At 45.8% G+C, this 24750-nt stretch carries 19 protein-coding genes; 8 read left to right on the top strand and 11 right to left on the bottom strand.

Annotated features, from left to right (window positions below; translation table 11 throughout):
• Positions 1 to 15: 15 nt before the first annotated feature.
• Positions 16 to 2682 (bottom strand): cation-translocating P-type ATPase, encoded by a 2667-nt coding sequence (locus MRK00_12700; protein MDR4518230.1) that lies wholly within the window; start codon positions 2680 to 2682, stop codon positions 16 to 18.
• Positions 2683 to 2940: 258 nt separating this feature from the next.
• Here MRK00_12700 and MRK00_12695 point away from each other — a divergent pair, with 258 nt between their 5' ends.
• The 5 genes from MRK00_12695 (at position 2941) to MRK00_12675 (ending at position 12332) form a co-directional block, all read left to right on the top strand.
• Positions 2941 to 3486 carry a hypothetical protein gene (locus tag MRK00_12695; GenBank protein ID MDR4518229.1) on the top strand — a complete coding sequence of 182 codons (546 nt, stop codon included), beginning with the start codon at positions 2941 to 2943 and terminating at the stop codon, positions 3484 to 3486.
• Between the two features lie 323 nt (positions 3487 to 3809).
• The gene (locus MRK00_12690; GenBank protein ID MDR4518228.1) at positions 3810 to 4085 is read left to right on the top strand and encodes a toll/interleukin-1 receptor domain-containing protein; all 276 of its coding nucleotides are present in this window, start codon (positions 3810 to 3812) and stop codon (positions 4083 to 4085) included.
• A complete protein-coding gene (locus MRK00_12685) occupies positions 4082 to 5293 on the top strand; it encodes an IS256 family transposase (GenBank protein MDR4518227.1) in 1212 nt (403 codons plus the stop codon). Before MRK00_12690 ends, MRK00_12685 begins: the two co-directional genes overlap by 4 nt.
• Before the next feature lie 129 nt (positions 5294 to 5422).
• The gene (locus MRK00_12680) at positions 5423 to 11647 is read left to right on the top strand and encodes an AAA family ATPase (protein MDR4518226.1); all 6225 of its coding nucleotides are present in this window, start codon (positions 5423 to 5425) and stop codon (positions 11645 to 11647) included.
• Between the two features lie 175 nt (positions 11648 to 11822).
• On the top strand, positions 11823 to 12332 hold the full coding sequence (locus MRK00_12675) for a protein tyrosine phosphatase family protein (GenBank protein MDR4518225.1): 510 nt from the start codon (positions 11823 to 11825) through the stop codon (positions 12330 to 12332).
• A 281-nt stretch (positions 12333 to 12613) separates the two neighbouring features.
• Here the strand turns inward: MRK00_12675 and MRK00_12670 are convergent, their stop codons facing one another.
• Together MRK00_12670 and smpB are read right to left on the bottom strand one after the other, a co-directional pair.
• Complete coding sequence (locus MRK00_12670; protein MDR4518224.1) at positions 12614 to 13654, bottom strand: COX15/CtaA family protein; 1041 nt, start codon at positions 13652 to 13654, stop codon at positions 12614 to 12616.
• Positions 13655 to 13697: 43 nt separating this feature from the next.
• Positions 13698 to 14141, bottom strand: a complete 444-nt coding sequence (gene smpB, locus MRK00_12665; protein ID MDR4518223.1) for an SsrA-binding protein SmpB — start codon at positions 14139 to 14141, stop codon at positions 13698 to 13700.
• Between the two features lie 94 nt (positions 14142 to 14235).
• Between smpB and MRK00_12660 the strand changes: the two genes are divergently transcribed.
• The 3 genes from MRK00_12660 to MRK00_12650 are packed head-to-tail and all read left to right on the top strand — an operon-like array spanning position 14236 to position 15706.
• Positions 14236 to 14673, top strand: coding sequence for a type II toxin-antitoxin system RatA family toxin (locus tag MRK00_12660; GenBank protein ID MDR4518222.1), 438 nt, complete (start codon positions 14236 to 14238; stop codon positions 14671 to 14673).
• Positions 14660 to 14986: an RnfH family protein gene (locus MRK00_12655; GenBank protein MDR4518221.1), complete on the top strand. Its 327-nt coding sequence runs from the start codon at positions 14660 to 14662 to the stop codon at positions 14984 to 14986. The genes MRK00_12660 and MRK00_12655 overlap by 14 nt, the downstream gene beginning before the upstream one ends.
• 60 nt (positions 14987 to 15046) lie before the next feature.
• On the top strand, positions 15047 to 15706 hold the full coding sequence (locus MRK00_12650) for a hypothetical protein (GenBank protein MDR4518220.1): 660 nt from the start codon (positions 15047 to 15049) through the stop codon (positions 15704 to 15706).
• Here the strand turns inward: MRK00_12650 and flgL are convergent, their stop codons facing one another.
• The 8 genes from flgL to flgE all read right to left on the bottom strand — a co-directional run bounded on the left by flgL (position 15707) and on the right by flgE (position 24741).
• Positions 15707 to 16915 carry a flagellar hook-associated protein FlgL gene (flgL, locus tag MRK00_12645; protein MDR4518219.1) on the bottom strand — a complete coding sequence of 403 codons (1209 nt, stop codon included), beginning with the start codon at positions 16913 to 16915 and terminating at the stop codon, positions 15707 to 15709. It abuts the gene before it with no gap.
• Between the two features lie 19 nt (positions 16916 to 16934).
• A complete protein-coding gene (gene flgK / locus MRK00_12640) occupies positions 16935 to 18848 on the bottom strand; it encodes a flagellar hook-associated protein FlgK (GenBank protein MDR4518218.1) in 1914 nt (637 codons plus the stop codon).
• Between the two features lie 69 nt (positions 18849 to 18917).
• Positions 18918 to 20003 carry a flagellar assembly peptidoglycan hydrolase FlgJ gene (gene flgJ, locus MRK00_12635; protein ID MDR4518217.1) on the bottom strand — a complete coding sequence of 362 codons (1086 nt, stop codon included), beginning with the start codon at positions 20001 to 20003 and terminating at the stop codon, positions 18918 to 18920.
• 11 nt (positions 20004 to 20014) lie between these two features.
• The gene (locus MRK00_12630) at positions 20015 to 21121 is read right to left on the bottom strand and encodes a flagellar basal body P-ring protein FlgI (GenBank protein MDR4518216.1); all 1107 of its coding nucleotides are present in this window, start codon (positions 21119 to 21121) and stop codon (positions 20015 to 20017) included.
• A 47-nt stretch (positions 21122 to 21168) separates the two neighbouring features.
• Positions 21169 to 21873, bottom strand: a complete 705-nt coding sequence (locus tag MRK00_12625) for a flagellar basal body L-ring protein FlgH (GenBank protein MDR4518215.1) — start codon at positions 21871 to 21873, stop codon at positions 21169 to 21171.
• Positions 21874 to 21897: 24 nt separating this feature from the next.
• A complete protein-coding gene (flgG, locus tag MRK00_12620; GenBank protein ID MDR4518214.1) occupies positions 21898 to 22680 on the bottom strand; it encodes a flagellar basal-body rod protein FlgG in 783 nt (260 codons plus the stop codon).
• A gap of 41 nt (positions 22681 to 22721) precedes the next feature.
• Positions 22722 to 23465, bottom strand: a complete 744-nt coding sequence (gene flgF / locus MRK00_12615; GenBank protein ID MDR4518213.1) for a flagellar basal-body rod protein FlgF — start codon at positions 23463 to 23465, stop codon at positions 22722 to 22724.
• A 13-nt stretch (positions 23466 to 23478) separates the two neighbouring features.
• Positions 23479 to 24741, bottom strand: a complete 1263-nt coding sequence (flgE, locus tag MRK00_12610) for a flagellar hook protein FlgE (GenBank protein MDR4518212.1) — start codon at positions 24739 to 24741, stop codon at positions 23479 to 23481.
• Positions 24742 to 24750 lie beyond the last annotated feature (9 nt).

Genomic DNA, 24750 nt, shown 5'->3' with positions numbered 1-24750 from the left:
AGAGATGTTCACAAGTTATTGATTCCCATACAACCACCCCCGCCGCACCATCCATTTCTCAATTTCAACCGCGACAAAGACGACAGCAGCCAGTAAAACGCAGATAAACAAATCATATGCAGGCAATGGTGAAGTCTTGAAGATGTCATTGAAGACCGGCACATAAATCACCGCGAGTTGCAGCAGAACAGTCAGGAATACCGCGACGAGCAACTGGGGATTACTGGCAACACCGATCTGGAATAATGAATCGCGTTCCGAGCGTATGGCCATGACATGGAATAACTGTGCAAATGTCAGCGTCGTGAACACGATGGTCTGCCAATGTTCCACTTGACGGTCGAGCGCCCAGATTTGCGCACCGATCGACAGCACACCGATCAGAATACCGATGACGACAATGTGCTGCCACATGCCGTGTGCAAAAATGTTTTCCTGCGGCGGTCGCGGCGCGCGCTGCATGACCTTGCGTTCGGCGGGTTCCGAAGCGAGCGCGAGACCGGGCAATCCGTCTGTAACCAGATTGATCCACAGGATATGAATCGGCAGCAACGGCAGTGGCAACTCCAGCAGCATCGCCAGCACCAGCGTCCAGATTTCGCCGGAATTGCTGGTCATGGTGTATTTGATGAATTTGCGGATATCATCAAAAATGCGCCGTCCTTCCTTGACCGCAGCGACAATAGTGGCGAAGTTGTCGTCAAGCAAAACCATATCGGCTGCTTCACGCGCGACATCGGTGCCTTTCTTGCCCATGGCTACACCGATACCGGCGCGTTTCAGCGCGGGCGCGTCATTCACACCGTCACCGGTCATGGCGACAAATTCACCCTGCTGCTGCAGTGCACTGACAATGCGGATTTTCTGTCTGGGATCCACGCGCGCATAAATACGCAAATTCTTCACCTGGTCAGCCAGTTCAGCATCGGAGAGCCTTTCCAGTTCCTTTCCGGTCATGACGTGGTCATGATCATCGGCAATTCCCAAACGCCGCGCGATACTGCGTGCAGTGGCCGGATGGTCCCCAGTAATCATGACCGGCACGATACCCGCAGCCTGGCAATCGGCAACAGCCTGTGGCACTTCTTCACGTGGCGGATCCATCAGGGCGACAAGCCCCAGAAAAATCAATTCGGATTCTATTTTTTCCGGCGATTGTTCGTCCGGCATGGTGGCATACTCCCTGAATCCAATGGCTAGCACGCGATAACCGTCTTCAGCCAGTTCATCCGACTTTTCCAGAACCCGTTTCTGGTCGAATTCCTGGTAACCCTTGGTGGTCAGTGTGCTTTTGCAAACTGCCAGTACCGCCTCCGGTGCGCCTTTGGTAAAACTCACTACATTTGCATCCAATTGATGTATGGTCGTCATGCACTTACGTTCTTCATCAAAGGTCAGTTCACCCACCTTCGGCAACTGTCCGGATAATGTCTCTTTATCAAATCCAGCATGTTTTGCAGCCAGATACAGGGCAATCTCTGTAGGATCGCCCGCCAATGATTCATGTACAAATTCTTCTTGATTGGATGAACGATTGTCCACTTCATTATTGAGCGCCAAAGCCTGACCTAGCCGCTGCCATAGCAGACTTTGCAGATTCTGGTTTTCCCCGGCAGGCAGTGCATTCAACTGTTGGTCATCCGCAAACAACACTTCCACATGCATGCGGTTTTGGGTCAACGTGCCGGTTTTATCCGAACAAATGTAAGTCACCGACCCCAGTGTTTCGACTGCAGGAAGTCTTCTTGCCAGCGCATTGCGTCGGCTCAACTTGCGCGCGCCGAGTGCCAGTGAAATCGTCACGACCGCTGGCAGCGCTTCGGGAATCGCGGCGACAGCGAGACTCACAGCCGTGAGAAACATCAATAACACGGGTTGTTGTTGCAACAACCCAGCGGCAAAAATTAATGCACAGACAGCAAGTATCGCGAGTGCCAGGTGTTTTCCAAACCGCGCCAGACGGATCTGCAAAGGCGTTCTGGCGCTTTCTGCTTGCTGGAGTAGTTCTGCGATATTGCCAATCTCGCTATTCATCCCTGTCGCCACAACCAGTCCCTTGCCGTTTCCACGGGTAACCATCGTGCCATTAAATGCCATGTTGCGGCGATCACCCAGAGGGAGATCATTTTCCTCAAGCGCTTCGGTATGTTTGGAAACCGTATGCGATTCACCGGTCAACGCGGACTCATCCACGTACAACTGACTGGTTTCAAAAAGCCGCAAATCTGCCGGTACCACATTGCCCGCTTCCAGCAAAACCAGGTCACCCGGCACCAGGCTAGATGCTGAAATCGATTCGGTTTTTCCGTCACGGATGACGGTTGCATCTGGCGCGGCCATTTTTTGCAGCGCCGCTATTGCCCGCTGAGCACGGTATTCCTGAACGGTGCCAATAATGGCGTTGAGTATGACAATGACAATAATAGCAGCCGCATCACGCAATTCGCCCACGATGCCCGATACGACTGCGGCGACCAGCAACACCAGAATCATGAAATCGGCAAACTGCGCCACAAAAATATGCAACGGCGTGCGCTGCATGCCACGCTCGATACGGTTAGGCCCATACTGCGTTAAGCGCCTGGCTGACTCTACAGCCGTGAGCCCTTGCGAATAATTACTGTTGAGCGTTTGCGCTGTTTTATCAATTGACCAACAATGCCATGGATTATTTTGCGTCATGAAAGCAGGCTAACTTATTTATTCCAGATGGAAAAACTTTTACAGCAAGTAAGATAGATTGAAGTATAAGCGTGCGTTTAATCACAGTCTATTCGATTAGAAACCGTTAAAGTCACAATCGTAAAATGTTATCAATTGTATTAAAACACATTAAAACTCAGTGATGATTTTAGTTTATAAAGATAACACAATTTTTTATAAAGCAAAGACATCAGTCTTTAGATTAATCAATTTATAAACAATAGGATATATAAGCACATGAGTACTAAATATGGAACCAAAAATAGTGATTTGTTATTATCTGGAACTAATTATTCAGATACTATCTACGGGTTAGGTGGTTATGACTGGATAGAAGGAAATGGAGGAAACGATTATTTATACGGCGGAGCTGATGGTGATAATATCTTCGGCGGCACCGGAAATGATCGGCTTTATGGAGAATCAGGTTCCGATCATCTTCGCGGCGACGCAGGAAGTGATTATCTTTCTGGAGGATCAGGTAACGATATATTAGAAGGTGGCGCTGGTAACGACAACCTTTATGGTGGCAGCGGAAGCGATACTTTTTGGCTTGAATTAGGTTCTGATGTTGATTATATCTGGGATTTTAATAGGGCAGAATCGGATCATATACAAATGTATAGTTCCCTGAAGGGCAGCATAAATCTGGTACCGGTTTATAATTTTGGAAATCCCTATCTACCCGACACCTTTATTTATAGTGATGGAGATTTACTCGCTATAGCTGTAGATGACTGGATCGTGCCTTCTGATATTACATACCTTACCCCAGTACTTTAATTAACCTGAAATATACAGTAGATTACAGTCAGGCAATCATATTGTTTAAAAGCTACCGATTTCTATCGGTAGCTTCATGTTCAAGGTAATAAATTCAACATCACAAAGCAGTCAAGAAAGTACCGGACATTTCAATCAATCCCTTGTAATTCCTCTAAATGCATAAGAGTCGTGCGAATTTACAGCGAGTAAATTTTCGAATTTCTCTGCAAACTCATATTTGAGCCTTGTTTAAGCAGATAACAAAATAAAACAAAACTACAGGAATATACTTATAATCCTGGAATAGATCGTTGTTTACGACTTCATGAAAAAACTCACCCATGAGTGATATTTTTATCTGCTATTCCAGACAGGATTTGTCAATCGCCGATAAATTAATCCGGTATTTGCAAGAATCTGGCTGGACGGTATTTATCGACAGGCAAACACATGTAGGCCAGCGCTGGCATCAGGAAATCGAACAGGAATTACATGCCGCCAAAACTGTTGTGGTGCTCTGGTCCGCCAGTTCGCGCGAGAGTGACTTTGTGCTCGAGGGAGTATTAGAAATTCTGTGTCATTCCTTTAGTATTAAATTTTATAGGAGTGACGAATGAACAAGACTACAGTGCAATTTGATTTTGAAGAAGCCTTGGAATCCTTGAAAGCGGGGCGGAATTTGAATGGAAAAGATGGCATATTAACGCCATTGATCAAACAACTCACTGAAGCTGCATTGGCGGCGGAACTTGAACAGCATATCAAATCCGGGGATGAACAGAACCGGAAGAATGGCACGACGCCAAAGACTGTAAAATCAGCATCAGGTAGTTTTCAACTGGAAACACCCAGAGACCGCAACGGTACATTTGAACCTCAGTTGGTTAAAAAGCATCAGACTCATCTTACCGATGAAATCGAACGCAAAATTCTATCGTTATTTGCGTTGGGCTCCAGCTATCAGGATATCTCTGGGCATATTGCCGAGATATACGGCATTGACGTTTCATCGGCGACGATCAGTGCAGTCACTGACAAGCTTATTCCGGAGCTTAGGGAATGGCAGCAACGGCCATTGGATAGTCACTATCCGTTCGTGTGGCTGGATGCCATACATCACAAAGTGAAAGACGATGGCCGGTATGTCAGCAAGGCAGTTTATACCGTACTTGGCTTAAACATTGAAGGAAAGAAGGAAGTACTAGGGTTGTATGTATCGGAAAGCGAAGGCGCCCGGTTTTGGCTTTCCGTACTGACAGATTTAAATAACCGTGGCGTACAGGATATCCTTATTGCCGCCGTTGATGGACTCGTGGGTTTTCCTGAGGCAATCAACAGTATTTTTCCAGAAACCGAGGTTCAGTTATGCATTATTCATCAAATCCGCAATTCGATGAAATATGTGGCGTCAAAAAATCAAAAAGCATTCATGGCTGACCTGAAACCGGTATACAAAGCGCCGACCATTGATGCAGCTGAAGATGCGCTTGATGCATTGGAAGCCAAATGGGGAAAACAGTATCCCATCGTGATTCAATCCTGGCGCAACAAATGGGAAAATTTATCGGTATACTTCAAATATCCTGAACCGATACGCCGTGTGATTTATACAACCAACACCATTGAGGCCGTACATCGCCAATTTCGCAAACTGACAAAAACCAAAGGTGGATTTCCGAATGAAAACAGTCTACTAAAGCTACTGTATGTCGGAATTAAAAATGCCAGCAAGAAATGGACGATGCCGATACAGAACTGGAATTTGACATTATCCCAGTTAGCGATATATTTTGAGGGTCGTTTGGATGCGGCGTTGGATTTATGAATTTAATACAGATTTTTATGTCACCGCTGAAACTGGTTAGCGTATCGACACGAATTGTGTCGATCGGTCACCGGTTTCAGTGGTCAACAAGCGAAGCGCGTTAGGTGATTGGCAAACTGACACAGAATTTTGAACACCCTCGTGCTCGAAGAAGCCGAGTATGGCAAACGCAATCATCTGCTCTTTCCCGTTTATATTGAGTCAATTGAACCCCCCTATGGATTCAGCCGCATCCAGACTGCAGATTTAACAGGCTGGATAAGCGGTACGGACAATTCCGGTTTGCTACAGCTGACCAAAGCACTGCGTCAACACCTGCGGGTCATAAATGCTCCTTTCGCTACGGGTGAAAATCCTTACCAGGGACTGACAGCATTCAAGGAGAGCGATACGGAACGATTTTTCGGACGCGACGAAGAGATCGAAAAGTATCAGCAGCAATTCCAGAGCCTGATTGACAAACCGTTACATGATTCGACACCAGCGCGTATCCTTTTTGTTATCGGACCTTCCGGCAGCGGCAAGTCTTCACTGGTTCAAGCCGGTTTGTTGCCACGTCTGCGCAAAGTATTTGCACCGCCCGGAAAGGGACTGCTTCATGTATTGGTATTCACGCCACGCAACAGGCCGCTGCGTCAATTGGCTATCGCGCTGGCGCGTCTAAGTCCAGAAGACACTTCCAAAGCTACGCGCATTCATGAATATGAAATGCTGCTTAAACAAAAAATCGATGGGCATTTTAACGGATTGGCCGATATCGTTGATGCACTGAATGCAGAAACGGATTCGGAATCGCAAGCCAGTCAGCATCTATTAATTGTTGCCGACCAGTTTGAAGAAATTTACACACAGGCTGGCCAGAATAGCGCCGAAGCGGACATGCTTGTCAGTAATCTGCTTGAAGCCGCACGTGAGCCGAGAGGCCGGATAGCCATTATTATCACACTACGCAGCGATTTCTTGGAGCAGCTCACCTACCGGCATAAAGCATTGGCGGGTATTTTTTCTGCGCAAGCAGCACTGCTGGGCCCTCCAACCCAGCAGGGTTTACGGCAAGCCATTACAGTTCCCGCGGCAAGCGCCGGCTCACCATTAAACGAGGTTGTCGTTGATCAACTGGTAGAACAAACATTGGATCGAAATGGCGCACTGCCGTTGTTACAAGTCGCGCTGGGTTCGATATGGGAAGGCATGCAACAAGGCATCCAACCCGAAGTTACATTACATCAACTGGGTGGCGTTGGCGGCGCCTTGCATGAACAGGCTGAACAGCTATTCAACGCATTAAATGATACAGAACAAAAACTGGCCCGGCATGCGTTGCTGGCCATGGTGCAAATTGGAGACAGCCCTATACCGGATACACGCCGGCGTATTCAGGTCGATGAATTGATAGCCGATAGTGAGCATCCGCAACAGCTCGAACAAGTGCTGCTTTATCTTTCTGGAGCAACCACTAACCCGTCTAGTCATACCGGCAGTTTGCGTTTGATTACGCTGTCATCGGCTAAAAATGATAACGATCAGCACCAGGATGAGGAAGGCGCGCGCTACGCCGAAATCGTGCATGAAGCCTTGTTGCAACGCTGGAAGCGCTTGAAAGCATGGATTGATACCAATCGTGACAATCTGCGCATTCGTGAACGCATACGCGATCGTATGCAGGTATGGCAGGAAAACAAATGCCCGAATGACCGACTGTTGCCAAGCGGCAGTGAGCTGGAAGACGGCCGCAAACTGCTGACTGTAGATAAAGACATTCCAATTTCAGATATTAAGCCGTACATACAGCGCTCGATCACGCATCGACAACGCAATGCCAGAATTGAAAAAATAGTGTGGGGAAGTGTTACTACCCTTCTTGCAGGTTTTCTCTACTGGGCCTTGATTTCCGAACAAGAGGCGCAACAAAACTTGCTGTCGGCCAATTTCAAATCAGCCAATTTCTACGAAGAACGCTCGCTGAATGCGCTTACCGATGCACATGACAACAATGATACTGGTCATTATCGCGCAGCCTGGCTGTATGCACTGGAAGCCGCTCTGTTGCCGATACCGGCAGAAAAACAGGCGCTATCTGAAGAAACCATTGGCGCATTATTATTTGGTGGATTAATACGCAATGCATTTAATGAATACTGGTTTTCACCGAGTATGGATCTGGGTGACAGCCTTGGCCAGGCTGCAATCAGTTCTGATGGACGATTGCTGGCTGTAGGACAAGGCCAGAAAGGCGCATTTGGTCTAAACAAACAGCTCTTTTTCTGGGATATTGCCAGCGGACAACTGGTACGCCGGTTTGAAGACCCTAAACAGGGACCCATTTCAGGGCTGGCTTTTTCACCTGATAATCAGTTTGTCGCAACCGTTTCCCGTAGCAACAATATTTTTCGTGCACAACTGTGGGACCTGAATAGCGGAAATAAACAGCATGTGCTGGAACAAAAAGACGATCTTTACGATTTAAAGTTCTTTCCGGATGGTCAGCGTCTGGCCATCTCGTCGTCTAAAGGTATTCTGGAATGGACGCCGAATGACACAGATACTGAAATAAGACATTTCAAAACAGAAGTAAGACCATGGGCATTTGACCTTGATGCTTCGGGAAAGTGGTTGGCGGTCAGTAACGATTCAAATAAAGCCCTTATTTATGCAATCGACAGCGACGAATTGATTCATACCTTCAAACCAATCGATGAATCTATAGATTTAGCCCGAAAATCCGAATGGCTTCAGTCGTCGTTAGGAATATCACCCGAAGAAACTTCCAAACGTGCCGCAGGTGTTGTTTATCTAGTAAATAATATCACATTCAGTCCGGACACAAGCTTGCTGGCAATCACAGACTCAAATCATGTAAACATCATGAAAATTCAAACTGAGGCACTCTGGCGTCAGTTGAAGCAAGATGGCGGCATGATTACCAGTTTGGCCTTCAGACCTGATAGCCTAGCATTAGCTGCTGGTAACAAGAAAGGTGTAACACACCTATGGAGTTTGAATAATGATCGTGAGGTTGAAGTACTTCAGGGCCATAGCGATTCCGTTAATGGTATTGCGTTTACCCCGGATGGCAAGTATTTGGCGACAGTTTCCTCCGACCGGTCTGCGCGCATCTGGGATGCCGGTACAGGAAAGCCCATCCAACCGGGCGACGGTCACTGGGGCGTTATCTACAGCATTGCGGGCAATCCCGATGGACAACTCGTTGCATCGGGTTCAATAGACAAAACGGTACGGCTCTGGAATGTGGCAACCGGTCAGCTCGTTTCAACCTTCGAAGGCCATTCATCTAATATTTTTGACGTCAAATTTGATTCGGCCGGCAATATACTGGCTTCAGGATCATACGACGGCACCGTCAGAATATGGGACGCTATAAACCATAAGCTATTGCATGTGCTATCGCCCACCACGGGAGACGAGAAAATTGAAGTGAAGGGGATTTCAAACTTGTCATTCAGTCACGACGGCACTCTTCTTGCGGCAAGCAGTGAAAATACTGCTTTTCTCTGGTCGGTCACCAATGGAAAACTGCTCAAACGATTCAACAGCAAGTATGGCGCAGTCTGGACGGCTTTCGATTCCAACAGCAATACACTCAATGGCGTCACGATTGACGACGATCTGGTCATCCGCTTTTGGGACATGCTCAGCGGAAAGGTGTTGCACAAGTTTGATGGCGCATCCTTAAAGCGATTGTCCGGCCTGGGTTTCGACCCAACGGGGCAGATTTTCGCCACAACCGATTATGATTATATTCCTGCTAAAAGCGCCATGCATTTATGGGATGTGCATAACGGACAATTGCTGCGGGCGATACCCATGGATTTTGGGTCCGATAGAATCGCATTTACCAGCAATGGCAGCTTGATCGCTGCGCCAAAAAACAATCAGGTTTATATGTGGAACACCGCCACGGGCGACCTTGATCGTATTGTCAATACCGATTGCCAATGGATGCGAAGCATCGCGTTTTCCAGTGACGATCAAATGCTGTTGGCAGGCTGTGAAGACAAGACCTTGCGCATGATCAATGCTGGCGGCAGTGCAGCCAAATTAACACTCAACAAAACGAAAATCGATAGCACCAATCAAGAAGCCCGCTTCAGCCCCGACGGAAACAAGCTCGCTCTGGCTGGCATGTCGCCTGTCGTTGAGCTATGGGATACGCATTCAGGCCATCTTACACGTGAATTACCCAGTCAAAGTGTCGCTTCCTGGGATATCGCATTTCATCCCAATCAACCCTGGCTTGCAGTCGGGTCGAACAGAAGCCCGGTCAGCGTTTGGAATGCGACTAGCGGTGAGCTTTTGCAACGTTTCGATGGCAATAGCATGTCCCAGGGGTTTATTGTGAGCCCTGACGGCCGATTTATTGCCACCCTCTCACCGGATACGAGATCCCTGATACTGTGGGATATACAACGTGGCGCACTGCATCACACCATTGACATTCGACAACAAAATATTACGGACTTTACTTTCAGCCCCGACAGTCAAACGATTGCAGTGACATCGTTTAATCGCAGCAAGAACGGAGGCGAAACAGTCAGTCTATGGAATATTGCAACGGCTGAAAACAGTCAGACCCTGCCGCATGAACAATCCGCAAATTCAGTGGTCTTTAGCACGCATGGCGGTACGTTATTATTTAGCCCGGATGGCGGTGGGTTATTAGGTGGTAGCAGCAGCAATTTCTGGCTGTGGAACGTCAACACTGAATCTTTGATGCATTCTTTTGACTTGGGCGCCGGCGCACACAGTACCGTACAATTATTCAGCCCGGATGGCGCGTTGATCGCTTTTTTTGATCCACGAGGCAATATCCACTTATGGGAAACCGGCTCGGGAGCAAAAGTGGATACCTTTGCCGTGGGTCAAAAGACCAGGGGCATGGCTCAGGCTATACAGTTTTTATCCAATAACCTGCTAATGGTAGCCGGTGGTCAGCTAGAAATTCTCAACACTCAAACAAAGGAATGGCTGACGCCGGACGAAGTACTGGAAGCCGTCCATTTGAACGAACAGAGTGGCACAAACCAATTGTCCTTGCCTGCCTGGATGGGTGGTCTGCTGCTGGTTAAAAACGATCGAACAACGGTTCGTGCTGAAAAATCCGCGCTTAGCCCCAACGGTCAATGGTTGGCCAGCGCCGGAGAGAACGAATCCATCCAAATTCGCAGCCTGCAAAACGATACATTGATCAAACAGATCGGCCATCACGCTGGCATTCTCCAAAAAATTGCGTTTACCCCGGATGGCAAAAAAATCATTACCCAATACTATGGTGCATACGTAAACCTGTGGGATATCGACGCCGGGCAGTTACTGGGCAAACCGATTGAATATGGCGAAGTTGCCGGTAGTGATAGGTTGGAACGCATTGTATTCAGTCCGAATGGTTATTTTCTGGCCGCTCAAGGACCTAATGGGCAATCTATTCAGATACGAAAAATCCCTGAAGGAACCCTTCATCAAACCCTGCCGGGTGATAAACACACGGTAACCCACCTTGCGTTCACCCCTGATAATCAGAAACTGATTACGGGAGCCAGGGAATCGTTAAAGGTCTGGAACGTCGAGACCGGCGATCTGATTGAAATCCTACCCACCGGTAGCAGTATGCCACCCAATGCACTGGCCATCAGTCCAGATGGTAAATTTCTGGCTAGCAATCGTTCTGGAATAACTCCTGATGAGATTTATTTATGGAACATGGAATCACTACCCATATTGCATGTATTGAAAAATGGCAGTGGATCGCTGGCATTCAGTCCCGATAGCAGAATTCTGGCCGCAGATACCGGAGAGAGCGAAGTCGCGCTCTGGGATGTCACCAACGGACAAAGACTGCACACAATACCTGGAAAGATTGATGAAAGTGGAATTGGCGCATTCAGTCCCGACAGCCGAGTGATTGCCACTCGATTAGGAAATGGAGCATTGATTTTCTGGGATACCCGAACCGGCAACAAGCTGCATGAACTGCCGGGTAATCATCCGTTCTCATTCTCTCCCGATGGACAATCCTTTGTTGCGGGTATTGGTGGTGAACAGAACGGGGTTAATATCTGGCCGCTCGAAGCGGCAAAACTGTGGGATTTGCTGGCCGCAAATACGGATCAGCAACGCGCTGTCTTAAGCAATCTCAAGCAGGCATCCGAGTTTTTATGGCAACGCAGGGTTGACGGTCTCAATATCGTCGATGCGCCGCATCAGCCGCGTCTGTATCCACATAATGGCTATTTCTTCGAACATGAAAACCGCATGCGCCCGCTGCTCGACCCGCCCTCACCTGGTCAAAGTAAATTTGATCAGGTTTATCAGTGGGCTATTGAACAAACGAAGTAAGAATATTCTTCGAAATTGGTCGTTCCAGGCTTTATCCGCTTTATCATGATTCCGGTTAAAGTCAACAAGAACTGGATTAACCAAAAAACTACAAACTTGTCAGTTTTTACCTTATCATCCAGATTGTCTGATTTATACATTAAAGAACTAAATTCCATAAGAAACGAGGCTTATCATGAAATATTTAGTCACACTTACCCTTGCGCTTGTTGCACTGCTATCAAGCACCGCGTTTGCTGAACGAATTCCATTCGGACACCAGGTCAGCACTGTTCAAAACTACAACCGTGCTACTCCACAAGTGGCCACATCCGGATTAATCGGCGATGGCGGCGCGCCATTACTGGCGGCGCATGGCTTTAGAACAGTCATCGATATGCGCACGGTTAATGAAGGTACACGTGAAGAAAAAGCACTGGTGGAGGGTGCGGGAATGGTCTATGTCAATATCCCGATGACGGTCGCCGATCTGAGCAACGAACACCTGGAAGCTTTCACAAAAGCGATGAATCAATCACCCAAACCCATTCTGGTGCATTGTGGATCGGGTAATCGGGCTGGAGCAATTTGGGCAAGTTATCTTATCAGCCAGGGAACAGACCCTGAAAAAGCATTGGCCGAAGGCCGTAAAGCTGGCATGCGCCCACCTCTGGAAAAGATAGTTAAAACACTTTTTATAAACTAAATCGCAAAAACAGTCTGCCTAAATTTCACGCAGACTGTTTTTTGTCAGGATTAATCTTTTTTAACCTTCATAGACTTTCTGAAATCATATCTTCGGTGCCGCTTGTAGCCATTCTGTCCATTTTATCCGCAACGCCTCTGGCATAAAGGGTAATCCAGACAAATCATTTGCGTCATTCCCGGGTAGTTTTTTCGTTCCCTATTCTCTACAAACCTAGTTGATTTGGTTGATGTGTAATAAATTGCCTATGTTGCCGCAATATTTTATGCATGATTGCCGCTCTATGCTGATTTTCTCAAGCGATGACTCACCCAAAGCGATGCGGCAAACAAGAGTACCGCACCACCTTGATGTGCTGCAGCCAAATTAATCGGCACGACATGTAACAAGGTGGCAATACCCAGACTGACTTGTATCGCCAGCGTAATCAGGAACAGGTGACATGCCAAGCGTGTTGTTCCGGATAATTCGGCTTTGAAAACGGCTTTGAACCAGAACAGTGGTACGGTAAATATCAGTATCCATGCGATCAGCCGGTGGTCGAATTGTACCGTTGTCATGTTTTCAAAGAAATTGCGGTACCAGGGCTCGAGTATGAAAAGATCCGGTGGAATGAGATGGCCGTTCATCAATGGGAAAGTGTTGTAGGCCAGTCCGGCACGGATACCGGCGACAAAACCACCCGATAACACCATTAAAAAAATAAGCCACGATAATCCATACGCAAAGCGGCGGAGCCCTTTCAACGGATCAGCTTTCTGATTTGCCGATACATTAGCAGGTTGTGATAATAGACCTAACGCCACCCAAAACATGGTTGCAAAAATGATGAAGGCGAGTCCCAGATGGGCGGTAAGACGGTATTGACTGACACGCGGGTTGTCTACCAGGCCGCTCATGACCATATACCAACCCATGAATCCTTGTAACCCACCGAGAATGAAAATACCGGTGAGTTTGTAACCCAATGGTTTGTCAATTTTCTTTTTGACCAGGAAATAAACAAACGGAATGAAAAATACCAAACCGATAAGCCGTCCCAGCAATCGATGCAAATATTCCCACCAGAAGATGGTTTTAAATTCATCGACGCTCATGCCTTTATTGACTTGTTGATACTGCGGCGATGAACGGTATTTTTCGAGTAGTTCGTCCCAGTCTCGCTCGGTGATTGGCGGCATGGTGCCGACCAAAGGTTGCCACTCCACAATGGAGAGGCCTGAGTCGGTCAGACGTGTAACACCACCGACAACAACCATGGCAAATACCAGGGCACAGCAGATCAGCAACCAGATTGCAATGGGTTTTTTTTCTGTATTCATGGATGATTCGACTAAAAAATTAATACGATGAACTTTGAATTTCTTATTTGGCGCGCATTAAACGCTGTTTCTCCCGATCCCATTCTTTTTGTTTTTCGGACTCGCGTTTATCATGCAGTTTTTTTCCTTTGGCAAGACCGATTTCAAGTTTGATGCGCCCGGCTTTATAATGCATATCCAGTGGAACCAATGTATAACCCGCGCGTTCAACTTTGCCAATGAGCCGTTTGATTTCCTCAGCATGTAATAATAACTTACGCGTTCTGACCGGATCAGGCAGGATGTGTGTCGATGCCGTATTCAATGGACTAATATGGCAGCCAATGAGGTATAATTCACTGTTACGGATAATAACATAGGCTTCTTTTAATTGAACGCGCCCGGCTCGGATGGCTTTGACTTCCCAGCCTTCTAAAACCATACCTGACTCGTATTTTTCTTCGATAAAATAATCGTGAAAAGCTTTTTTATTCTGAATAATACTCATGCAGGTTTTATTAAAAAGATGATTGTTTTTTAAATTTTGTGTATTTTATCAGTTTTTCGATGAGACCTCATTTGAACAAGAGACGGTTTATTTTATGGCAGAAATAGAAAAGACAGTTTTAGTGGAATATTCAGCAGAACAGATGTTTAATCTGGTCGATGGTGTTGAACAATACCCGGAGTTTCTTCCCTGGTGCGGCGGCACGGTGGTAAAACCACAAAATGAAACCATTACGCATGCAACCGTGAAGATCAACTATCATCATGTTAAACATAGTTTTACCACTGAAAATAAACGCAAACCTCCCGAACTCATCGAAATGACTTTATTGGATGGGCCGTTTGAGCATCTCGATGGACACTGGCGTTTTATTCCATTATCCGACAATGCTTGCAAAATAGAGTTTCGTCTGCATTATACGTTTTCACATAAAATCCTGGAAAAACTGGTCGGGCCAGTGTTTCATATGATTGCCAACAGTTTTGTGGAATCATTTATAGAGCGTGCTGAGTCGGTCTATGGTAACCCATGAACGATCTGGCTGTCTTGGGGCAACACATGAGTTTATTGAGGTTGAAATTGTTTATGCATTGCCTAAGCGCCAAATGCTTATCAAGGCACAAGTGCCAGCGGGAACAACTGTTGAACAGGCAATTTTTCATTCCGGCATTATGAGTCAATTTCAAGAAATTGATTTGAATGAAAACAGGCTTGGTATCTTCAGTAGGTTGGTTGAAAGAAGCACGGTTTTACAGCAATTCGACCGTATCGAAATCTATCGGCCATTGTTGATTGGGCCTAAGGAAGCCAGAAGATTACGTATAAAACAAAAATCTACAATGTAAATGAACGGCAATCCTTGAAAGAATTCTGTATCAAGCTAATATTTTAGTGAGGGTTTATACATGAAGATGATATTTTTTCGAACCCTGTCATTGGCAGCGATTCTGTATTCGAGCACGATATTTGCGCAATCTATTTCATATCAAGGATTTGAGTGCTTTAATGCAGTCAACTCGAATGACCCAACACCGACAGAAAAAATTGTTGAGAGCCGATTTGAGGTCATCGAAGTGCTGGATGGCGGAATGGTGCGTTTAAGCTTGTCAGGAGGACTACCGAGATTTGTAAACAACAATCAGAATATTTGTATTGATCGGGACACGGCCATTGGTTTCCTGGGCACACCTGAGGCGGCAGGAGCAGGCGGATTGCCGGTAAAATTGGAGAATATTGATGCCACTGCATATTTTAATGGCCGCGAACTGGTAATCGTAGTGAATTCGATCTTCACAGACTTGGATGCAACACGGGGAACATTCTCTTCTTTCAGCACCAGCCGCGTACAGCCGGTTTCAAATACACTTATATTGGAATATGATCGGCAGACAACATCATTCTTGCTCAGAAAGCTAATTCATAACAAAGGGTTTGTACATACCAGCGGCTCAACGGCTTCGTTTCCATTTATCGAAACCATAGTTCCTTCATTTGGAGAAACGGGGTCGTTTGAATTACCCTTGATCCTGACGCCGCCGTCAAGAATAGCCTACCGGTTGGAATAATTAAATAAAGTCAAATAGAGAAAGACCTGAAATTGTGGCAAATGACTTCTGTGCAGCTTCTAAGTAGATCTGTTGCCGATTGAGATCCGAAATTGCCTTAGCAAAGTCTACATCACGCAGTTCAGAAAGTCTTTGCTCATATTGAATATCAAGATCTTCTCCCATACTTTCGAGTGATTCAATTTCCTGGAGTCTTGAACCAACTGAAGCACGGGTCGAAAGAATTTTTTCAAGGCCATTATCCAGGTTCTGTAACGCAGAATTCAAATTGTTGGTTAATTGTGCACCGCCGGGTTGGCCGCTTGAAGGTGCTTCCAATGCAGTAATCAAATTGCCAATTGTAGTAAAAATACTTTGATTGGTGCTTGGTGATACCGTGAACTTGTCACCGTTCGCCGGATCTCCAGTAATACTGAATTGCAGACCGTCAAAGCTGATAGTGTTGTTATTGACAAAAGAATTTCCCGTTGAAAGCGTATTGCCAGACGTGGTGTCTACAATATCGTAAGTAGCAACACCGCCGGACACAGTAAAGGAAACTTCATAGTTGTGACCGGTAAGACTAGCTGGTGCAGTTACTGAACCGGAATTGACTATCCCAGTACCCGTATTTGAGGCATTAGCCGCAGTAGTGAAAATTCCATTTCCATTCCTTATGCGTTCAAAAACATCAGTTCCAGAGTTACTAACAGCAATTTGACGCGTAGGGCCTACCTGATTCAACCGCTGTCCCTGGTCGCCATTATATTGAACATTGAGCCCTTTGTTAGTGAACGGCTGTGTACTTTCCTGAAAGCCGGAAAACAGAAAATTCCCTGTACCATCGGTAATGTTTGCTTGCCCAAGCAATGCTTCGAATCTTCCTCGTAACTCAGTCGCAAGACTTTTTCTATCGGTGTCGGTTAACGTTGGATTACCCGCGTTTACAGTAATTTGCCGAATATCCTGCAAGTTCGATGAAATGTTTCCTAATGTCGTTTCAACCAAACCAAGGGATGACAAGGCATGGTCACGATTTACTGAATACTGTGTGTTTATGGACGAGGCTTGCGAAACACTCAGTGCCTGCGCAGCTGCGATTGGATCATCAGCGGGGGTAAGAATCCGCCGCCCGGTTGAAATTTGTTGCTGTGTTTTAATTAAGGCATCCTGCTGTTGCAATATTGCAGATGTTCCCAAATCATACATTCCGTTCGTGCTGACCCGCATAAATTAATCCTCTAGTCTCTTAACCAATTCGAAGTATGGAATCAAAAAGGGAGCTGCTGATTTCGATCACTTTACTTGATGCTTGAAAAGCTTGCTGGTAACGTAATAAATTAGCTGCTTCTTCATTCAAATTAACACCCGAAATAGCTTCTATTGATTGTTCGGTCTGTGTTACCAGATTGGCCTGCGCTTTACTGGTAATCTCCAGTTCTCTTGTTTTATTACCTATCAAACTGACCATCTGACCATATGCAGCTTGGAATGATGCTGTGCCACCAGCCATCGTGTTTTGAGTCTGGAGATCCGCCAGCAATAATGCATTGCGATTGTCGGCGTTACCATTGTTATTCGATTTAATGGTAAACACATCTCCCGCTGCAGGTGTTCCGTTAATCTGAGCAGTCCAGCCATTAAAGGCAATATCGGCGCCATCTGTAAATATCTGGTTATTGGCCGGCAATCCAGTACCAACGCCAGTAACGTCAAATTGACCATCATAGGGTGAATGAAACGTAATGGTAACAGGTTGCTGCAGATTTGCATCAACTGGCAATGGATTGATACTGCCTTGACTGATAGTGGCATTACCGGTGTTGGAAAGCGCTGATTCAGTACGTACAGGTGCGGCCGCAGCAATAGCCGCTGTATCTGAAATGTTCACTGCAACGTTTTTTGCACCATTAATGGTTGGCTGAATCAGGAACTTCTCATTGGCATTGATAGTAACATTGGTGATACTGACACCATCCATAATTAACGGGGAGCCTACTGTAGGTGCTGCAGCGCTGCTGACAGAGTTATTATCTGATAAACGGGTCAGTGTATAGTTCGCGCCATCATATGAAAACTGATAATCACTGGTTGTTAAAGCGCTAACATCACTGATGCTGGCGGTGATATTGGATGCTGGATTGTTGCTTGTAGATGAAAAAACCTGCGGACTAGGCACAGAGAAAAAATCAGTCCCCAGAACGCCATTAAGATCAAGGCCCAACCGATGTTGTGCATTAAAAGCTTGGGCTAAATTGAGCGCAATTCGGCCCAATGAATTTTGCGCAACATTCAGTGAATCATTGCGGAAATCCAGAATGCCGCCTAAACTGCCCCCCTGAATCTGATTTTCTGGCAAAATAATTGTTTTATTACCGTTTACAAGACCAACAGTGACTTGTTGCGGATTTTCTGGCGATATCATTGCCTTTAGCGTCATGGACTGCGTTCCGACGACCAACGCCTGTCCAGTACCTATAAAAACGTTCAGCGTTCCATCACTTTGTTTTACCACGTCTGTATTGACAAGCTTACTTAGCTGATGGATTAATTCATCTCGCTTATCGAGCATATCATTTGGCGCATGTCCACCAGAGGCGCCTTCGGCCATCACTATATTGTTATTAATTTCCGAGATTTGTTTTGCCAAGGAATTTATTTCACCGACATGACTTTTGATTTCGGTGTTAGCACCATCCTGCATTTCAGATAAACGCTGGTCCAGGCTATGAAAACGTGAAACCAAAGATTCTGCATTACTGATCAGAGCCTGTCGTGAAGGTACAGATGAAGGGTTTGCCGCCACATCATTGACACCACTAAAAAAATCTTGCAATGCGGGCGACAATCCGGAAACAGGATCAGCCAATAAATTGTCAATTTGCTTGATTTGTGAATAGTGGGCATCTAGCTGGCTACTTTGCGTCTGCACCTGTAACAATTGTGTTGTGAGGAATTGATTATGAATTCGCTGAACCGTTGTAACATTCACACCACGTCCGATAAACCCGGCGCCGGTTGACAGAGGAATATTCGTGCTTTGAATTGCTTCCTGGCGTGTATAACCGGGCGTATCAGCATTTGTAATATTATGGCTGGTCGTCAATAGATTGGTTTGTGCCGCATTCAGACCGGAAATGCCTGTTCCTAGAATATTTCCCATTGCTATAATTGAGTAGTAAACTATTTATAAATTAAATCTTTATATGGAAACGGCAAAAAAACCAAGAAATTAAATTGCTTCCTGATGATATGAAACCGAATTGTTTAATATGCGCAAAAGCTTATCTGCATACTGTGGATCTGTTGCATAACCAGCCCGCTGCAGGCCATTGGCAAAATCAGCAGCATTTTGGGTATTGATTACTTCAGCATAACGCGGATTATTGGATAGTAAATTGGCATAATCGCGAAATCCCTCTTCGTATGAATGATACGCGCGGAATTTTTCAACTGTTTTTTGTGGCACACCATTGACGTATTCGGTGGTTATTGTTTCAACTATTTCACCTTTCCAACTACTACCCGCTTTAATACCAAAAAGATTGTGGCTTGGAGAATTATCCGGATGACGTATTTCGTGTTTACCCCAGCCACTTTCAAGCGCAGCCTGCGCCAACATAAAATGTGCTGGAATACCTGTTGACTCAGACGCTACGCTGGCGTGGGGCATGAGTGCAGTAAAAAAATCTGTTGCTTTATCTGATTTGTTCCTATCCGTCTTGTTATCAGGGGCGGGTTCGTCAGTCAGACGCGTTATGGTTTGATGATTTGACCATAGCTGATGAGACATGTCCGTATCAGGTGTAGCGTTGGAAGTAACCGCCACATCGGGTCTGGACGAGGCGGACATAGCATCCTCACTTGAACTGAGCTGCTCTGGCTGATTCGTTGCCGGAACATTTTGTCGATTGTCAGGTTGAATTTCCACTTTTTTAGGAGATGTAATGTTTTCTTCTGGGGTTTTTCCAAGGGCCTCTTGTGATTGTGATTGTGATTGTGATTCAGGAATATTATAAGTGCGTGTTAGTTGTTCCACCATTATATCGGCTAGTCCGATTCCTTTTGCTGACATGCTTTGAGCCATTTGCTGATCATACATTTCTGTATAAAATTGGGTCTGCTGACTGTCTATAAGGCCACTTTTTAGCGTAGCGTCTCGCATGCTTTTAACCAACATCTGCAAAAACAGTGCTTCAAATTGTTTAGCTGCCTCCTGTAACGCCCTTTTCGAATCCTGTTTTGACAACAGATGAAGATCATCAATACTTTTTGTATCAATCGCAAGCCTGTTGGTCATATCAAGTGAATTAATCATGAGTCATTTCCCTATATGATTTCCAGATCGGCACGTAATGAACCGGCTGCTTTTAATGCCTGAAGAATGGATAATAAATCCTGTGTGGTTGCGCCAATCGCGGTTAATGCCTTGACGACTTCGCCCAGGTCAGCGCCACTTGGCAAAAGCATCAGATTTCCTTCATCGCTGCGTATCTCAACTTGTGCCCGTTGAGCCACGACAGTTTCTCCGCGTTCAGCAAAAGGCCCAGGTTGACTGATAATGGGTTCATTATTGATGATGATAGACAGATTGCCATGCGCGATGGCACTTGACTCCAATGTAACTGCCTGATTCATGGCAACCGAGCCGGTGCGTGAGTTAACAATCACTTTTGCTGCATCTTTGGCTGGCGTAATATCGAGATTTTCTATTTGTGAAATAAACATGACACGCTGATTATTTTCTGTGGGCGTGCTAACCTGAATCGATCGGCCATCAATGGCTTTTGCCGCATCGGGATAGGAGGCGTTTATTGCATTTACAATACGTTTGACATTTGTGAAATTGGTTGTGTTGAGTTCCAGATTGATATATCCAGTTTGACCGAGTGCGGAAGGCACTTCGCGTTCAACTGTGGCGCCGCCACTTATCCTTCCAGCGTTCAAATGATTGACTTGCACACTGCTGCCTGCGGCGGCTGCACCGGCGCCACCAACCAGTATATTGCCTTGAGCCATGGCATAAATTTGATTGTCTACACCTTTTAGAGGCGTCATCAGAAGTGTTCCGCCTCGCAAACTTTTCGAGTTACCCATTGATGAAACGGTAACATCGATTAATTGACCGGGTCTGGCAAAAGCCGGTAATGTTGCTGTTACCATAACTGCAGCAACATTACGAAGCTGAAGATTAGTTCCGGGGGGCAAATTGACACCCAATTGCCCAAGCATGCTGATGATACTTTGAACGGTGAATGGCGTCTGCGTTGTCTGGTCGCCGCTGCCATCTAGCCCAACGACAAGTCCATATCCAATTAATTGGTTGCTGCGCACACCCTGTATACTGGCCAGATCCTTGATACGTTCAGCCTGGCTGAAACAAGGGATTAATAGCAGAACGGCGATAACAAAACAAATTAGGCTAGGTTGTTTCATAATTCTGTTGATCTCATTTTTATCAATAAACGTTTTTTCAACAAATTCTAGAATGGTGAAATATTGAGAAAGAAACGTGATAACCAACCCATAGTTTGTGCTTCATCGATATATCCATTAGCACGATATTCAATACGGGCATCCGCAACTTGTACTGATGAAACAGTATTGTTCGTAATATTAATTGGATTAATAATTCCTGAGAGGCGAATAAATTCATGACCTTGATTAATACCGATCTGTTTTTCCCCACTAACTAACAAATTTCCGTTGGGAAGCACTTCGATAACGGTTACCGTTATCGTGCCAGTAAAATCATTGTTGCTGGAACTTGCGCCCTTTCCATCAAATGTATTGTTGGATGCTGCTTCCATCTGTGTTCCACCCAGAAAGTTTAATGGCACACCCAGAATGGCCGTGGGGATTGAAAAATCGATGCTGCCTGAACGATCAATATTACTGCCTGATCGTTTGCTTGCATTGGTTCTTTCATTTAATGTAACAATAATCGTATCGCCGATACCTCTGGCACGCCGATCTTCAAAAAGTGGCGTATAACGTGTGACAGAACTACTACTTATGCTTTGGAAAATTCCACCATTCGCTTCGGTCACTACCACGGGCTGCTGTGGTAGTGATGATGCAGGTTGGTGGATACTGGTTGACGGTGTTATTGCACATCCTGTGGCCAACATGACCACAATCAGCACCACCAAAAATCGTATTTTGTTTTGCAGCAAGTTATGAATCATTGCCTGTCCCAATTCTAAGTCATCTTATAATTGCGCCAGTCGTTGGAGCATTTGGTCTGATGTCTCAATCGATCTGGAATTGATTTCATAGGCACGTTGCGTCTGTATCATACCAACCAATTCTTCCACGACGTTGACATTAGATGTTTCTACAAAACCTTGATTTAACAATCCAAGTCCATTTGTACCGGGCGCATTGGGATTGGCAACACCACTGGAGGCTGTCGGCAGGTAAAGATTTTCACCGATTTTTTGTAATCCTGCAGGATTAATAAAGCTTGCCAGCTGAATGTTACCGACTTGTATAGGTGTTGCTGCACCGGGAACCAAAGCTGAAACGGTTCCATCACGTCCAACGGTTATACTTAATGTATTAGGCGGAATAGTAATGGCGGGTTGTATGACATAACCACTTGAAGTTACAAACTGTCCATTGATGTCAGACTGAAAAGCACCATCCCGGGTATAAGCCGTTGTTCCATCAGGCATTAAAACTTGAAAAAAACCTTCACCTTGGATTGCGATATCACGTGAATTACCCGTTTGCTGGAGACTACCCTGCGTAAAAATACTCTCTGTGGCAACAGGACGAACACCAACGCCAAGCTGCAATCCAGAGGGTAATTGGGTTTGCTGAGATGATTGCGCACCAGGCTGACGAATGGTTTGGTAAAGCAAGTCTTCAAAAACAGCGCGAGCACGTTTAAATCCATTCGTACTGACGTTTGCCAAGTTGTTGGAAATGACATCCATTTTGGTTTGCTGGGCGTCAAGACCGGTTTTTGAAATCCATAATGAGCGAATCATAATATACTCCAGTCGTATTGTTTTGGCATTCTTGTTATTGTTTATGCTCTGATAACCATTATTTCACTGGCTTGTTGAGCATTCCGTTCCGCACTTTCAAGTACCTTCATATGCATATCAAACTGACGTGCCAATGCGATCATGCTGACCATTTCATGAACCAGATTGACATTGCTGCCTTCAAGCGCACCGGCAACCAATGTGACATTAGCGTCAGGAAGTGGAACAGTTTCATCTTTCATTCGGAAAAGTCCATCCGTACCTTTCACTAACTGATCTTCAGGAGGATCAACGAGTTTGATGCGACCAACGATAGCAACAGTATTAGGCAAGGGCGTAATCGGTACGGCAGAAATTGTACCGTCTTTTGCAATGGTAATACTGTTGTCCTGGGGCACGGTAATAATACCGGCATCGCCTTTTACATTAAGGCCGTTATGTGTCTGTAAAACTCCGTTAGGGCTGATCTGTAGACTGCCATGACGGGTATACGCTTCTTTGCCGTTAGGCAGTTCGACAGTAATCCAGCCAGAACCGCGAATCGCAACATCAAGATTGCGATCGGTTTGTTGAATTGGGCCCGGTGCAAAGTCGGCACCGGTTGTTGAATCGACGACAAAAGCACGAGTTGGCAAGCCATCACCAAAAACCGGAACGGCACGAAAAGCATTCGTTTCTGCACGATAACCCGTAGTTGATGCATTGGCTAAATTGTGCGATACCGTTGCTTTTTGATTCAGCGTATGCGCTGCACCTGTCATTGCAGTATAAATTAAACGATCCATGGTTTCTAAACTATTAGAGGTTTACCAACGTCTGCAAAATTGCATCTTGTGTTTCGATTGTTTTCGCATTTGCCTGATAGGTTCGTTGAGTTGTGATCATATTGACGAGTTCGGAAGTAAGATCCACATTCGAATCCTCAACAGCAGAAGACTGAAGAACGCCCATTGTGCCGGTTCTTGGCGCACCCACCAGCGGTTGACCGGATGCTGATGTTTCAATCCACTGATTATTGCCAATTGGCGATAAACCTTGAGGGTTACTAAAATTGGCCAAGACAACCTGTCCAAGCGTTCTGGACTCTCCATTTGTGTAATTGCCGCTGATAATGCCGTCGCCATCAATCGCAAAACCTGCAATGCTGCCAGATGAATAACCATCCTGGTTGAGCGCGTTGACACCAAAAAAAGTGCCAAACTGAGTGGAGCCCGTCAAATCCAAGGCAAAGTCTAATGGTGATGTGGCGCCTAACGTCGGATCGATTGTTGCCAAATCAACTGAAACTGCGATCGGCGTTACTGGGGCTGTCAAGTTACCGTTGCTGTCAAAAGTAACCGCTTGAGAAGGCCCACCGTCAAGTGTGATACCAATCGGCACACCAGCAGGCGTTGTTGCGCCATCAACAGTGGCGAAAAGATCCCATGTATTTGATGCATTTTTTTGAAAATATAATGAAAGAATGTGCGAGTTGCCCAGACTGTCAAAAATAGTTCCGGATGTTGTGCCGCTATAAGTAGATGGATCAGTTGCGTCAAAGACTGGCAACGGTGAAGGAACAGTGACACGGGAATCCAGATTCAACTCGGCGTTGAAACCGGTTGTTGCGTTCGGCGCCAGCGCAGCCGTGGAAATTCTTAAATTTGTAGGATCTGCGGCAAGAATATTTCCTGTGGCGTCTGTGGCATATCCGGTCAAATTCAAATTAGTGTTATTCACGATGAAACCATTATCGTCGATATGAAATTGACCATTACGACTGTATGTGACCGCGCCGTTGTCGCTCAAACGAAAAAAACCATTGCCGTTAATTGCGATATCCAATGGATTGTTTGTTGTAGTAATGGTGCCTTGAGAGAACTGTTGCGCAACATTTGCAACCTTGGCGCCTATGCCGGCATTGTCTCCAGTTGCACCGGATAATGAATTGGCGTAGATATCACTAAATTGCGCATGTGCCTGCTTAAAACCTACCGTATTTGCATTTGCAACATTATTACCGATTACATCAAGGCTTTGTGAAGCAACACTCAGTCCGCTTAATCCATGTTGAAAACCCATGATTGACTC

The sequence above is a fragment of the Nitrosomonas sp. genome, from assembly GCA_031316255.1.
Taxonomy (GTDB): Bacteria; Pseudomonadota; Gammaproteobacteria; order Burkholderiales; family Nitrosomonadaceae; genus Nitrosomonas.
Note: the sequence above shows the minus strand (reverse complement) of the source record. Positions and strands in the feature narration are given on the sequence as shown.